11 protein-coding genes are annotated in these 14157 nt (G+C 43.3%); 10 read left to right on the top strand and 1 reads right to left on the bottom strand.

Going from position 1 to position 14157, the window contains the following annotated elements; genetic code table 11:
- The first annotated feature begins 46 nt into the window (after positions 1-46).
- The 6 genes from GVO60_RS04270 (at position 47) to GVO60_RS04245 (ending at position 7635) form a co-directional block, all read left to right on the top strand.
- The gene (locus tag GVO60_RS04270; protein ID WP_159651343.1) at positions 47-370 is read left to right on the top strand and encodes an MFS transporter; all 324 of its coding nucleotides are present in this window, start codon (positions 47-49) and stop codon (positions 368-370) included.
- Positions 370-1593, top strand: a complete 1224-nt coding sequence (locus GVO60_RS04265; RefSeq protein WP_159651342.1) for an HlyD family secretion protein — start codon at positions 370-372, stop codon at positions 1591-1593. The genes GVO60_RS04270 and GVO60_RS04265 overlap by 1 nt, the downstream gene beginning before the upstream one ends.
- 118 nt (positions 1594-1711) lie before the next feature.
- Positions 1712-3058: a magnesium transporter gene (locus tag GVO60_RS04260; protein WP_159651341.1), complete on the top strand. Its 1347-nt coding sequence runs from the start codon at positions 1712-1714 to the stop codon at positions 3056-3058.
- A 784-nt stretch (positions 3059-3842) separates the two neighbouring features.
- Positions 3843-5081: a cytosine permease gene (codB, locus tag GVO60_RS04255; RefSeq protein WP_159651340.1), complete on the top strand. Its 1239-nt coding sequence runs from the start codon at positions 3843-3845 to the stop codon at positions 5079-5081.
- Between the two features lie 9 nt (positions 5082-5090).
- Positions 5091-6368 (top strand): cytosine deaminase, encoded by a 1278-nt coding sequence (locus tag GVO60_RS04250; protein WP_159651339.1) that lies wholly within the window; start codon positions 5091-5093, stop codon positions 6366-6368.
- A gap of 814 nt (positions 6369-7182) precedes the next feature.
- The gene (locus GVO60_RS04245) at positions 7183-7635 is read left to right on the top strand and encodes a dCMP deaminase family protein (protein ID WP_159651338.1); all 453 of its coding nucleotides are present in this window, start codon (positions 7183-7185) and stop codon (positions 7633-7635) included.
- On the opposite strand, the gene GVO60_RS04240 is transcribed toward GVO60_RS04245, so the two are convergent.
- A complete protein-coding gene (locus GVO60_RS04240) occupies positions 7618-10254 on the bottom strand; it encodes a hybrid sensor histidine kinase/response regulator (protein ID WP_159651337.1) in 2637 nt (878 codons plus the stop codon). The two genes, GVO60_RS04245 and GVO60_RS04240, sit on opposite strands and share 18 nt — an antisense overlap.
- Positions 10255-10449: 195 nt before the next feature.
- On the opposite strand from GVO60_RS04240, the gene GVO60_RS04235 reads away from it, so the two are divergent.
- The 4 genes from GVO60_RS04235 to GVO60_RS04220 all read left to right on the top strand — a co-directional run bounded on the left by GVO60_RS04235 (position 10450) and on the right by GVO60_RS04220 (position 14138).
- The gene (locus tag GVO60_RS04235; RefSeq protein ID WP_159651336.1) at positions 10450-10917 is read left to right on the top strand and encodes a hypothetical protein; all 468 of its coding nucleotides are present in this window, start codon (positions 10450-10452) and stop codon (positions 10915-10917) included.
- Positions 10892-11971 carry a putative outer membrane beta-barrel protein gene (locus GVO60_RS04230; RefSeq protein WP_174855861.1) on the top strand — a complete coding sequence of 360 codons (1080 nt, stop codon included), beginning with the start codon at positions 10892-10894 and terminating at the stop codon, positions 11969-11971. The genes GVO60_RS04235 and GVO60_RS04230 overlap by 26 nt, the downstream gene beginning before the upstream one ends.
- Before the next feature lie 336 nt (positions 11972-12307).
- Positions 12308-13744, top strand: coding sequence for a glyceraldehyde-3-phosphate dehydrogenase (locus tag GVO60_RS04225; protein WP_159651335.1), 1437 nt, complete (start codon positions 12308-12310; stop codon positions 13742-13744).
- Between the two features lie 187 nt (positions 13745-13931).
- On the top strand, positions 13932-14138 hold the full coding sequence (locus tag GVO60_RS04220; protein ID WP_159651334.1) for a hypothetical protein: 207 nt from the start codon (positions 13932-13934) through the stop codon (positions 14136-14138).
- Positions 14139-14157 lie beyond the last annotated feature (19 nt).

The raw sequence follows: 14157 nt of genomic DNA, 5'->3' as shown, positions 1-14157 counted from the left end.
CAAATCTTGATCACAATCAGCGCTCTTACCCAGTTTGGAGAGCTAAATGAGCCTACTAAGTGTACCTTTTGTTGGTACTGGCGCTGATACCGCCTTACATGTCGTTGCTGCCGTCGTTTTGATTGCGACCGTTGGCGCCGCCGTTTACGGTTTTTGGAAATTCCACGAATTACCGATCAACAAAGCACACAGCAAAGATCATCATCAAATTGGGCTCATTACCGCGCTGACATGGATAGGCTTCATCTGGCATTGGGTTTGGGTGCTCGCGGTTATCCTAGCTTTCGTAGACATGGAAAAAGCCATTATCAATTTACGCGACACGTGGCGACATGCACCAAAGCACAATGACCAAGCGGAGGATGCATAATGTTAGAAGGATTGGCTGTCTGGGCGCTGTTCATTTACCTGCTTCGCTTAGTGGGAATGCCCTGGAATAAGTTTACTCAAGGTTTTGCTTACTTAGGTGGTACATCTTGGCTGTTATTTGTTTGGGTTGGACTGATCAACTTTACGCCGATGGATCTATCAGGAGGCTCGGTTGTTCAATCACCCCATATCCAGTTGCGTCCTGATTCAGCTAACGTGACGGGAAAAGTGGACGCAATATACATTGAACCGAATCAAGAATTAACGAAAGGTCAGCTGGTCTACGAAATAGATCCGACTCAGTATCAAATCGCATACAACCAAGCAAAAGTCGCTGAAGAAGCCGCTCAAATCGCGATGGATGTGGCGAAAGAAGATATTGCTATCGCAAAAGCGACCTATGAATCCATGACGCAAGATCTTAAAACTACTGAAAGCCAACTGGCGATGGCAAAAGTAGATTTCGATCTACAAGTCAAAATGTTAAAGCGCTATAAAGAACAAAATCGAGTCGTCAAAAACACCATTACTGATAGCGACATCGACAAACAAGAAACCGCCGTTGCGAAAGCCAAACACAACATCACTACGATTGAGTCGCAACTTAAAACCAAGCAGGTCAATACTGATAAAGCGAAACTGGCGATCAGCAAGTCGACATTAGCGATGAAAAGTAAACTCGCAGAATGGAAGACATCTCAAGAGCAGTTAGCGAAAGCGCAATGGGATCTTGATAGCACTAAAGTCTACGCGCCAACAGATGGTTTCGTGACCAATTTTATTCTGCGTGAAGGCCAACGCGTTTCGGTGATGCCAAGATTGCAGATGTACACAGAAGAAAAGTACGTATTAATGCGAGTGAATCACCAAGCCATTCGAAATGTAAAACCGGGCCAAGCCGCTGAGTTTGCTTCTTCTGTGTATCCGGGAAAAATCTTCACGGCAGAAGTCGAGGGTATTGTAGAGGCGACAGGGGAATCTCAAAGCAACTTACTTGGCCTTGATCAATCAGTTCGTCAAACCACTGGGCAAAACTTGAACAATAAACACCACTTCGTGCGATTAAAGATTGATGAGCCTGAAGGTTACGATATTCCTGTTGGCTCCGTTGGATTGGCGTGGGTAAGCGGAGAAAAACCAATCAGCTTTATGGCCTTTTTGGACGTGATTCGAGGCATTATCATTCGTATGAAGTCACAGTTATACTTTTTCTATTCTATCTAATCCCCTAAGAGCCCAGTTTTACTGGGCTTTTTGCACGTTTTTTACCTTCTCGCTCTGCGGCTTTCTGCTAATATAACGCTCTTAAGGAATTAAAACCGTACCACTACGGAGCATTTAGATGAGCGAATTTCAAGACTTATCGCATCAGATTGAAAAAATCGCCCAAGCCGAAGATGAGCAGCAAAACTCGATCCTAAACGAGCAAATCGAAGAGGGCCTAGAACCAGGCTCTATTGCTTTGATTCTCGAAGCCTTCCCAATTGATGAACGTGTCAAACTCTGGCGAGGTTTACCTCTTGAGCTTCATATTGATGTGTTAACGGAAGCTCGTTCGGAAGTTCGTCACTCGATCATCAATGAGCTATCAGAAACAGAGTTAAAACTCACGCTAGCCAAACTTGATAACCTTTCTCTGATTGAATGGGCAGACTCCCTGCCTGAAGAGATCATCAATGAAGCTCTTCAACTCATAGAGAAAGATGAGCTGGAACTTTATGATCAAGCGAAAGAGTACGAAGATGACGAACTCGGCCGTTGGGCTGAACGTAAAGTGATTACCCTGCCGTTTAATATCTCGGTAGAAAAAGCCAAGATTCTAATGGAGCGCTACAGCTACGACGCGCCCCAACAGATTTATTTGATCAACAAGCGCAAACAGTTTCGCGGCATCGTCAGTTATATTGACTTGCTCCGCTCTGTACCAAAAGAACGCTTAAAAAATCTCGCCATTGAAAACGTTGTCACCCTCAATTCAAAACTGAGCTTGGCAGAAAGCATCGAAGCGCTAGAACACTCCTCCCTCTCTGCTTTACCTGTTACGGATGAAGACGACATGTTAGTAGGTGAGGTCGATTGGCAATTCGCTCTTAGCAACCAGCGTGAAATCTACGAAACTCGACTCATGGCCGGTACCGGTATGGACGAAGGTGATGATCTATTTGCACCTATTGTCAAAAGCTCGCAGAAGCGCGGCGTTTGGCTTGGTATCAACTTGATGACAGCCATCCTTGCCTCTGTAACGATTGGTATGTTTGAAGATGTTATCGCTCAAGTGGTGGCATTGGCGGTTTTGATGCCGATCGTCGCCTCGATGGGGGGGATTGCGGGTAGCCAAACATTAACACTAATGATCCGTGCAATGGCACTCAACCAAATTACCCCAGGTAACCGCTGGGCATTATTGAAAAACGAAATCGGCATCGGTTCCATTAATGGTTTGCTCTGGGCATTGATCATTGGTGTGCTTGCAGGGTTATGGTTTCAATCGACCATTTTGGGTGCGACCATTGCTCTGGCGATCATCGTCAATATTGTCACTGCGGCGCTTTTTGGGGTGATTATCCCAATTATGCTCGATAAGCTTAAACTCGATCCTGCACTTGCTGGTTCAGTAATTTTAACCACGGTAACCGATGTGGTTGGTTTTTTTGCCTTTTTAGGCACCGCAAGTTTAGTCATGCTGTGATGATTTGTTTTTAAATATATCATTAGCAAATGTATGGAGATTTGCGTTTTGCATTTTCATTTTGCAAAAATCAGAGAGCAACGAAGCGGATTTCCACCATTTATAAGGCAATCAGGCGCTATAAAAGTTGGCACATATACTGCAATACTTAAAGTGACCCTTCTTAAGCCGAGGGTCACCTAGCCAACTGACGTTGTTAGTGAACCATTTTGTTCACACTTATATCGGCCAACCTCCTACTTGAGGTTGGCTTTTTCTTTTTCTTGCCTACCTCTCATTCTCATCCTTAGATACTACTCTTTACCTGTAGAATTAGCGTCCAACTTATTGCATAAATCCACACAATAAACCCTGAATTATCTACGCTTAACTCTAAAAAGAAACCTAACCCATCAAAAATACAAGTTATCTAGCTTAGGCTCATAACTCAAATAGCCCTTAATAAGCACCTTTCCACAAGGTAACGTTTGCCTAATAAAATAGGCCTATTCGAACACGGCTCATTTTTACAGTATGGAATTAATGAGATGGTATTTAGCCTAGCGAGTTATCAAGGGCAAAAAATCAAGCTTTTCGCCAATATATGAGTGAATAACAAAAACAAACCTTAACAGGGTTAAAACACAAGCCATTGAAATATATTAATATTAATCACAATCATTTTTGTAAAACGTTTAAATAACAACTTTATCATTGACACCGTGATTTAGATCACCATAATACCGGCCGTTTACCCGAAATTCACTCACAATTTGTATTGGCAATCTATTTGCGGAGGTTATATATGGCTGCGGACAATAACTACAGTCTGGGACCCGTGCCGACAACGGCAAGGAAAGGCGTCGCTTCATTAACGATGGTTATGTTAGGGCTCACTTTCTTCTCTGCAAGTATGTGGACTGGCGGCTCCCTTGGTACTGGTCTCTCATTCAATGATTTCCTCTTCGCTGTTCTTATTGGTAACCTCATCCTCGGTATCTACACCTCCTTCCTCGGTTACATTGGCGCTTCTACTGGTCTCTCTACTCACCTTCTTGCTCGTTTCTCTTTTGGTACTAAAGGCTCTTGGCTTCCCTCTGCTTTATTAGGTGGAACTCAGGTAGGTTGGTTTGGTGTTGGCGTCGCAATGTTCGCCATCCCAGTCCAGAAAGCGACAGGTATTGATACCAACACACTTATTATCGTTTCTGGCCTGCTAATGACTGCAACGGTTTACTTCGGCATCAAAGCGTTAATGATTCTTTCTGCAATTGCAGTTCCCGCGATTGCCATTCTCGGTAGTTATTCGGTATCGATGGCAGTTGACAGTATTGGCGGCTTCGAGCAACTACAACTCATTAAGCCAGAAACGCCAATGGACTTCTCAGTTGCACTCGCAATGGTAGTAGGTTCGTTTGTCAGTGCCGGTACACTCACGGCTGACTTTGTTCGCTTTGGTAAGAAACCAGCAAGCGCCGTATTGGTGACGATGGTGGCGTTCTTTATTGGCAACTCTTTAATGTTTATCTTTGGCGCAGCAGGCGCTGCGGCAACGGGCCACGCAGATATCTCTGACGTAATGATTGCACAAGGTCTTCTACTCCCTGCTATCATCGTGCTTGGCTTGAATATCTGGACAACCAACGAAAACGCGCTTTACGCATCTGGCCTTGGCTTCTCTAACATCACGGGTCGCTCAAGCACCGCAATGTCTATCGTGAACGGTATTATCGGTACCATCTTCGCACTATGGCTATACAATAACTTCGTCGGCTGGCTAACTTTCCTTTCTACGGCGATTCCACCCATTGGCGGAGTTATCATTGCAGACTTTTTACTAAATCGTAAACGCTACCAAAGCTTTGAAAAAGCTGAATTCCAAACGGTTAATTGGGCAGGTATCATTGCCGTCGCCATTGGTGTTGCTGCTGGTAAATTCATCCCAGGTGTTGTACCTCTAAACGCGGTACTAGGCGGCGCACTAAGCTATGTTGTACTTAACTCACTACTAAACAAACAAGCGCTGAAGTCACAAGCAGCGTAAGGAAGCATCATGACAACGCTATTGATCAAAAACGCGACACTTCGCAATCAAGAAGGATTAAAACAAATCTTGATTGAAGACGGTCAATTTAAGCAAATTCTCGACAACGATGCGGATGTTACTTACCAAGGTAACATTCTTGATGCAGAGGGTGGCCTTGCGGTTGCGCCTTTCTGCGAGCCTCATATCCACTTAGATACAACTCAAACGGCCGGAGAACCAAACTGGAACATCTCAGGTACATTATTTGAAGGTATTGAGCGTTGGGCTGAGCGCAAAGAGATGCTTTCTATCGAGGATGTAAAAACTCGCGCTAAACAAACTCTAAAATGGCAAATCGCAAACGGCATCCAGCACGTTCGTACTCACGTTGATGTTTCTGATCCGACACTGATCGCACTTAAAGCAATGATCGAAGTGCGCGAAGAGATGAAAGAGTGGGTCGATATCCAGATCGTCGCATTCCCTCAAGAAGGCATCCTTTCTTACCCGAACGGTAAAGAATTGCTAGAAGAAGCAGCGAAGCTTGGCGCAGATGTTATCGGTGCAATCCCTCACTTTGAATTCACTCGTGAATACGGTGTGGAATCTCTGCATTATGTGTTCGAACTCGCACGTAAATACGATCGCCTCATCGATGTTCACTGTGATGAAATCGATGATGAGCAATCTCGCTTTGTTGAAACATTGGCGGCACTCGCGCACAAGTACGAAATGGGCCATAAGGTAACGGCTAGCCACACGACAGCAATGGGGTCTTACAACGGAGCATACGCATCTCGCTTATTCCGTCTATTAAGAATGTCCGGCATTAACTTTGTGGCAAACCCACTGGTGAACATCCACCTACAGGGCCGTTTTGACGACTACCCGAAACGTCGTGGTATGACACGCGTTAAAGAGATGCTTAACGCGGGTATCAATGTTTGTTTTGGTCACGATGACGTTTTCGACCCTTGGTACCCACTAGGCACGGCAAACATGTTGCAAGTTCTTCACATGGGTCTACATGTAAGCCAAGTGATGGGTTATGACCAGATCAACAACGGTCTAGACCTAATCAGTGATAACTCAGCGCGTACACTGAATATTCAAGAGAAGCACGGTATTGAAGAAGGTAAACCTGGCAGCTTGCTAATTTTACCTGCAGATAATGGGTTCGATGCACTGCGTCGCCAAGTACCTGTACGTTACTCTATTCGTCACGGTAAGGTAATTGCAGAAACTCACCCGGCTACCACACAGATCCACTTAGGTGAGCAAGAAGAAGTAACGTTTAAGCGTTAATCGACGCGTCGTAAACAAACTCAAAGGGAAGCATCAGCTTCCCTTTTTTTATTTTCGTAATATTTTCTTTAGGCAAAAGAAAACCCCACTAAGCTTTCGCCTAGTGGGGTATAGTCTTACTCGCAGCAATCCGGCTACTAATAGGTGCTCCCTGCATCTATTCCTTGATAGTACGCTGAATCCTTCAGCACTTTCCGTATCATCGCCATCCTAGCGGTGTCCTTGACTCTATCATCCTGATAGCAATTGCCTTAATCCATTAAGCGTCCATTGTCTTTCCTTGTGTAACCATCCTAGTTACTAGCGTCCAGCCAATGTCCTTCGCTTTCCTTGCCAATTATTCATCCTGAATAATCGAATCTTCATCCTGAAGATGACCTATCCTTGGGTCTTTCCTGTTCCGTGTCTGCTTCCTGCTGACAACTTAAGATTATGCGATTGGTGATTTTCCACAACGCTATTTTAAGTTATTTTCGCAAAAACAAAACGAACAAAAATCACTCAAGCACTTAATAATCAACAAGATAAGATAAGGAAAGACAAATTTCTTAGCCTATTTCCCTCTGTAAGCTCACGCCCTTGTGAGAGATCTCGCACAAGGTCAGTAGCATTTGTTCCCTTTGCCAATAATGAGGTGGGAAAATCAAGGTGATCTAGATCACTTAAAATAGTGACTCCTCAAGTAAATACTCGTCGGAACAGCGGTTTTTACTGGACTAACAGCACTTAAATTAGGATATTATGAGTAGATCTCTATCACATTTAACTTGCTAACTGCCTAGAGGCGGTTTTTGGCTCTCAGAGGAAACAATCGATGATATCTAAATGGGCGCAACGCTTTTACCAAATGGCTGAACTTGTTGGCTCTTGGAGTAAAGATCCTTCCACACAAGTTGGTGCCGTCATCACCAAACAAAACAGAATTGTTTCTGTAGGATTTAACGGCTATCCACACGGTATATCCGACAGTGCGATGACCGATGATAGAGAGATGAAGTACCTAAAAACCCTACACGCTGAAGAAAATGCCATTCTATTTGCAAAACGAGATCTCGACTCGTGTGAAATATGGGTAACGCATTTTCCTTGCCCAAACTGTGCAGCAAAGATTATTCAAACAGGGATTTCTGCGGTTCACTGTCCTGAGCAAACCGAAGATTTTCTCTCTCGCTGGGGCGATAAAATAAAAGTAAGCCAAGACATGTTTCTTCAAGCTGGAGTCAAAGTAAACTGGCTACCACTAGAAGACCTAAAAAGCGACGTGTAAACGTTCAAAAATATCAAATAGCTGCTTTGACTTATATGGTTTTGGGAGATACGCGTCCATACCTACATCGAAGCAGCTTTGAATCTCTTCGGGTAACACACTTGCCGTTAACGCAATAATCGGCATTGGTGTATTTCCGTTTTTCTCTTCCCATTCACGTATCCGTTTTGTTGCCGTCAAACCGTCCATAATTGGCATCATACAATCCATCAATATTGCGCTATACACCTCTCCACTTTCAATTAAATTCACGGCCTCCAGTCCATTACTAGCAATCGTAAAATCTATACCGACTTTGCTAAGAAAAAAACTCGCTATTTTTTGGTTCATCAAGTTATCTTCGACGATAAGAACACGGTTCACAGACCCAACGTCTACTTTAGGTTCACTATTCTCACGGTGCGCTATCTTAAATCGTGAACCTTGCTGGCACTGACTAAGTACACTTTCAAAGCGCTTTCCTAATATCGGCAAAGTCACTTGAGATGTCAGCAGAGCATCTAATTCTGAAACGATATACAAATGGTGTTGCATACCAATAATGTCAGCAGACGGGAATTTCGCTCTGATTTGAGATAGATCCTGCCTAGAACTCGCGTCTCGCTCCAAGCAATAGATAATCAGTTCGTACTCATCATTTAAATCTGCGGCTTGAGCGCAATTATCTCGACACGTCACATTCAAGCCGAGACGCTCACATTCATTTTGTGCGAGAGTGGCATGCACAGCGCGATTAGAAATGAACAGCGTCTTAAGTGTAAATTGTTTAACAACGGGTTGGTCACTTGGGGTTTCTAAGGGAATCACGACCGTGAATACACTACCTTGTCCAACTCTCGAATCCACATCGATTCTGCCATTCATCAAGTCAACTAGCTGGCTACAAATTGTTAACCCTAAGCCTGTGCCACCAAAACGCCTCGTGATGGTGCCATCTTCTTGAGTAAAAGGTTTGAAAATATCCACTAACTTATCTTGTGCAATCCCAACGCCTGTGTCTCTTACCTCAAAGCAGATAGAGCCTTCAGAGAGTATAAGCACTCGAAGCGTAACAACACCCTGCTGACTGAATTTGATAGCATTACTCAATAAATTCATTAAGACCTGCTTTAAACGAAATTCGTCAGCTTCAATGAAAACAGGGACCACGTCAGAAAACTCAATCTGAAGGGTTACTTCTTGTTTTAATGCCTGTGCATTCACCATATTCATGGTATCGAATATCACTTCCCGCAAATTGGTTGTGTGTTTTGACAATGCCAAGTTGCCTGACTCAATCTTCGATAGATCAAGAATATCGTTAATTAAGACCAACAATGCATGAGAAGAAGCATCGACATCATTCAGAATCTCTTTTTGACTTGAGCTCAGATGGCTATCCGACAATATCTCAGTCATCCCTATAATGCCATTAAGTGGCGTACGAATTTCATGTGACATATTGGCCAAAAATATACTCTTCGCTTGGTTAGCGGCTTCCGCGTTATCTTTCGCTTCAACGAGCTTTTGTTCATACGCCTTTTGCTTTTTAATCGTAAAATTCAATTCATGCGCAAATGCCGCAAATTCATCACGCCCGTCAATAGGGATTTGCTCTACTTGATGGGTATCGCGCATATTCGACATCACATTAAGAATCCGCGATAATTTGGTGTTAATTCGAAATAGCGTGCTCGCTCCCCAAGCAAACATAACAATGAGAACAGTCACACCAGTTGCACCGATTAACCAAATAGAACGTTGGTCTGCTTCCATTTCTTCTGCCAGCTCTAGTTGAAGCTGCTGAGAGAAAGTGAGTAACTGCTTCTCGACTAATTGGTTTCTAAGTTCAACGACACTAACAGACTGTTTTAGCTCTTCTGGAGTAAAACGGTTGTATAAGATCTGCTCTTTGACGTACGAACCTTTTTGAAAATTGCGACTCGTAAAAATCGCCAACAACTTTTCAACTTGCGTAGTATCTGCGCCTAAGCTGATGAACTTGTCTAAATAGTACTGCTGCCTTTCGCTAACCCGAAAGTACTCGGCCGCATATTCTTTATACGGCCACCCCTCAACTTGAATCTCCTGCACTAACCAAGCTTCTCGCTCCATCCAGAAATGAAGCCAACTTAAATCACTAATGATTAAGTCCAGCCTATGCACATCATCACTTGTGGCTTGGGATTCAAGAGAAATGACATCAGCATATAAATCGTAAAGAACGGTATAAAAAAGTCGCCCGAGCTCAATGGTCTCTTGAGGGCTCGATGGTTTCAATTCAGGAAGAAGCTGAGCCAATTCCTCCAAATAACTGGCGGTTGAGTCTGGTAGTCGGTGAGGTGCTTGTTTCTGCTCTTGAGCCTGATTACTGTGCATTGCACTAAGTATGCTTCGAGATAGCGCAGCAGAGGTTTTGCTGTCTTGACCATTCAGTTGCTTGCTTAGCGCCTGGTAACTATGTTGAGAAAACTCAGTCATTAAATTAATGAATTTGTTTTTTTCACCAATAAGTACGTAGCTGTGAAGTCTGCCCTGAATCTGGCTTACTAAGTTGGCACTTAATAAAATGATGACTAAGGTTGGTATTAAACACAGTATCAATAGGCGACTTTTTATCGACATTCTTGTCAAAAGCATTTGATCTCAATCCTTGAATCAAATTTTAGTTCTAAAAGATTAAGTGTAGATGATTATTAAAAACAGACCATAAATAACAAATCGAAATATCAACGTCTCAAGTTAGAACTATAAGGAAATGGCTTCTAGTGAGTTTGCAAGGTAAACAAAAAAATGTAAATCCAGTCACTCATTACATCAATAAGAATTACAGTAATGAGAAATAGCCACATCTCGTTGCGGGATTTTATCTGCACGAAAGCACTACTGGTTTCAATCACAATTGTGTTGCTTTGCTACGCAAATAGAAGCTATGCGGATGAGTTCATGGTGATTACGTTCAATAATCAGCTTGAAACATTACGTACCCACCAAGTGAAAATGCTCTATAGAGGCAGGTTATCTCACATTAATGGGACTCCAACCCGTCTTATGGACTTACCAAAAACCTCACATTACAGAGATGATTTTTACAGAACTTTACTGAATAAGAGCCCAAGCCAAATGAGTGCTATATGGGCCAAACAGTCTTTTTCTGGTAAAGCACTTGCTCCATTTGAAATTGAAAACGAGAGCGAGAAAGCGATCATCCATTGGCTTAAACACAATAAGAATGGTGTGGCCTATGTGCCAAGCCATCTCGTTCCAGAGGATGCTTATGTCATCTATCATATTCAAGAATAGTCAGCTATATAGTCTCATTCTCGTACTGTTTTTTGTTTCAGTACCTCAGATGAGTGCCGCACAAATCCAGCTAACTGACGACTTACGGCTAAGTGGTTTTGGGACGTTTAGTGCTACGAAGAGTGATAACTCAACACCCATTCTATTTAACCGAGAAATCGACGATGAATGGTGCTTTGATTGTGATACGACGCTCGGCGTTCAGCTCGACTGGCAAATGAGTACCAACTTTAGGGGGGCCGTTCAAGTTCTCAAACGTCCACAAGATACGTTTTCTAGCCCAGAAGTGGAGCGCGCATATTTAGAGTATTCCTATGAGAATCTACGTTTAAAAGCGGGACGCCTAAGGGTGCCGCTTTATATCATGTCTGAGTATTACTATGTATCCAGCGCTTACCCTTGGCTGCGCTTGCCTCCAGAGATTTACAGTAACAACTTAGGTATTACCCATTACGATGGAGTCACTGTAGATTGGGATGTGTTAATCAATGACAGTGTTCAGTTGACGGTTTCACCATATATTACTATTCCCGAAGAAGAAGAATTCGAACTGTATGGCGCCGAATTCAGCTTAGACACTGACTACGCTTTTGGTATATCCAGTGAGCTCTATTTCGACGATAACTTGTTGCACTTTGCTTACTCTAAAGTAAAAACTGTGCAAAAGGGGCTCCCTATGGGAAACATTACTTACGATTTGAATTTGTTCTCCGCGGGCATGAGCTACTACCTCTGGCAAAGTCTACGCGTTCAAGCGGAGGCTTTGTTGGAGAAAAGTATCTACGCGAATTGGTACGCAGGTCTAGATTATCAGATTGGTCAATTCACCCCTTATATTCAATACGGCCAAGCGCGCAAAACGAAAGATAGTCAAAGTTATCTAGTTGGAGTTAGATGTGATCTAACCCGCCAAGTCAATGTATCGCTGGAGTGGCAACGCTTCACTGGTGATAAAAAAATAATAAGTGGTCAGTTCACAGAGCTGCAAAATCCACTTAACGGCTTTAGTTCTAAAGTCGACCTGATCTCTGTTGGTTTGTCGTATACGTTTTAAGTTGAATTACATATGTAAATCACATTCTAATACGTTTAGGTGATCATCACTTACATAAATTATGTAGCACGAGTATTTTTACTCGCGAATTAACTGAGCTTTTTATTTTTTGTCAATAGACATTACCGACGACTTAAATCAACAACTCGCCCTATAAAAGCACCCATTCCCAGCCATTATTGCTGCAATTATTTTTACTAGCAGAATAAGATGTTAGGCATTACAATCCTGCCGCATAAAAATTACAAAAATAATACATTGCTAATTTCTCTCTACCTGCTCCCCCTACAAGCAAAGTAGAGTCAGTCCCCAAAACGTGAAAGGTCCAAACGAAACATGAGTCCAGAGAAACATCTATTAGATTGGCAAATCAGCCAAACGATTGCGGAATCAATTTCTCCTCTACTAGGTCAGCTTTACCGTGAAAAAGGCGTAGAAGTCCTACTTTTTGGTAAAACTCTAGTTAACGCGGCAACCATTGATATCATAAAGACTCATCGTCTTGCTCGCCGTTATACCGGCACTCCTCTCACCCCTGAACAAACTCTTCCTCTAATCAAAGCTTTGTCAGACATGGAGTTGTCCCCATGTCGCGTTGACATCGGTCAACTGGCTCACCAATTCTGGCAAGGCCGCGATGATTCACACGGCGTAAAAGACTTCCTTCACACTTCTTTGATGGGTGCGATGGATGGAAAAAGCGTTACTGAACCTCGTGACGTCGTTTTGTATGGCTTCGGTCGTATCGGTCGCCTACTTACACGCCTATTGATTGAGAAAAATGGCCCAGGTTACCCACTACGTTTACGCGCTGTTGTCGTCCGAGGTGGTAAAAAAGGTGATCTAGAGAAACGCGCGAGTCTGCTTCGCCGCGACTCAGTTCATGGCCAATTCAACGGCAGTATCATCGTTGATGAAGAGCGTAAAGCCATCATTGCAAACGGTAACTACATTCAGTTTATTTACGCTAATAAGCCTGAAGAAGTGGATTACACTTCTTTTGGAATTAACAATGCGTTGGTCGTTGATAACACTGGCGTATGGCGTGATGCAGAAGGTCTGAGCCAACACCTAGACTGTAAAGGTGCGGAGAAAGTGTTGCTTACTGCCCCGGGCAAAGGTGACATCAAAAATGTGGTGTTCGGGGTTAACGACAACGTTATTTTACCTGAAGATCAGATCGTTTCTGCGGCAAGCTGTACAACCAATGCGATTACGCCAGTACTGAAAGCAATGAACGATAAGTACGGTATCACCTCTGGTCATATCGAGACTGTTCACTCTTTCACTAACGACCAAAACTTGATTGATAACTTCCACTCAGGTGAACGTCGTGGCCGTAGTGCTTCACTAAACATGGTACTAACCGAAACAGGAGCAGCGAAAGCCGTTGCGAAAGCGCTACCTGAACTTGCTGGTAAGCTAACAGGCAACGCTATTCGAGTTCCGACACCAAACGTGTCTATGGCGGTTGCGAACCTTAACCTTGAGAAAGGCACTGACAAGGAAGAGCTTAACGCTTACCTACGTGAGATGGCGCTAACCTCAGAACTATCTGGCCAAATTGACTACACCGAATCAACAGAAATCGTATCGACTGACCTCGTTGGCTCTCGCTTCGCAGGTGTTGTAGATGGCGCAGCTACGATTGCTCAAGACAGTCGCTGTGTTCTTTACATCTGGTACGACAACGAGTTTGGCTACAGCTGCCAAGTAGTTCACTGTATGGAACAGATGATGGGCGTTCGCTACAAAACCTACCCAGTAAAATAACCTAGCCAACATCGACTAGATATCGCTCTCAGTGTTCGCTGGGAGCAAATCTCCACAACACTATAACGAATAATAATCCCCCGTATTTGCCACTCTCATTGGATGAGAGTGGCTTTTTTGATCCTTGTTCATGTTTCATTCATTTACCTTGCAGTATTGTGAACCTATCAATTAAGAGGTAAGCATTATGAATAGAGTTGTTTCTGGTATCTTGGCGCTGTTTATTGGTTTCTTTACCCTAATATTTAGTCTTATTGTGGCAGTTCCACTAATGATTGTGGCACTGATCACTGGTAAGAAAATTGAAAAAGCGATCAAAATGAATCGCAATGCCTTTACTCAAGCAAACCAAAAATCTGTGCTTGAAGGGGAATATGAAGAAATCTCTAAATAGTCAGGAATCCATCGTATAT

Source organism: Vibrio atypicus, assembly GCF_009811315.1.
In the GTDB taxonomy this organism is placed as follows: Bacteria; Pseudomonadota; Gammaproteobacteria; order Enterobacterales; family Vibrionaceae; genus Vibrio; species Vibrio atypicus.
The sequence above is the reverse complement of the archived record's forward strand: the minus strand, read 5'-3'. Positions and strand labels throughout refer to the sequence as shown.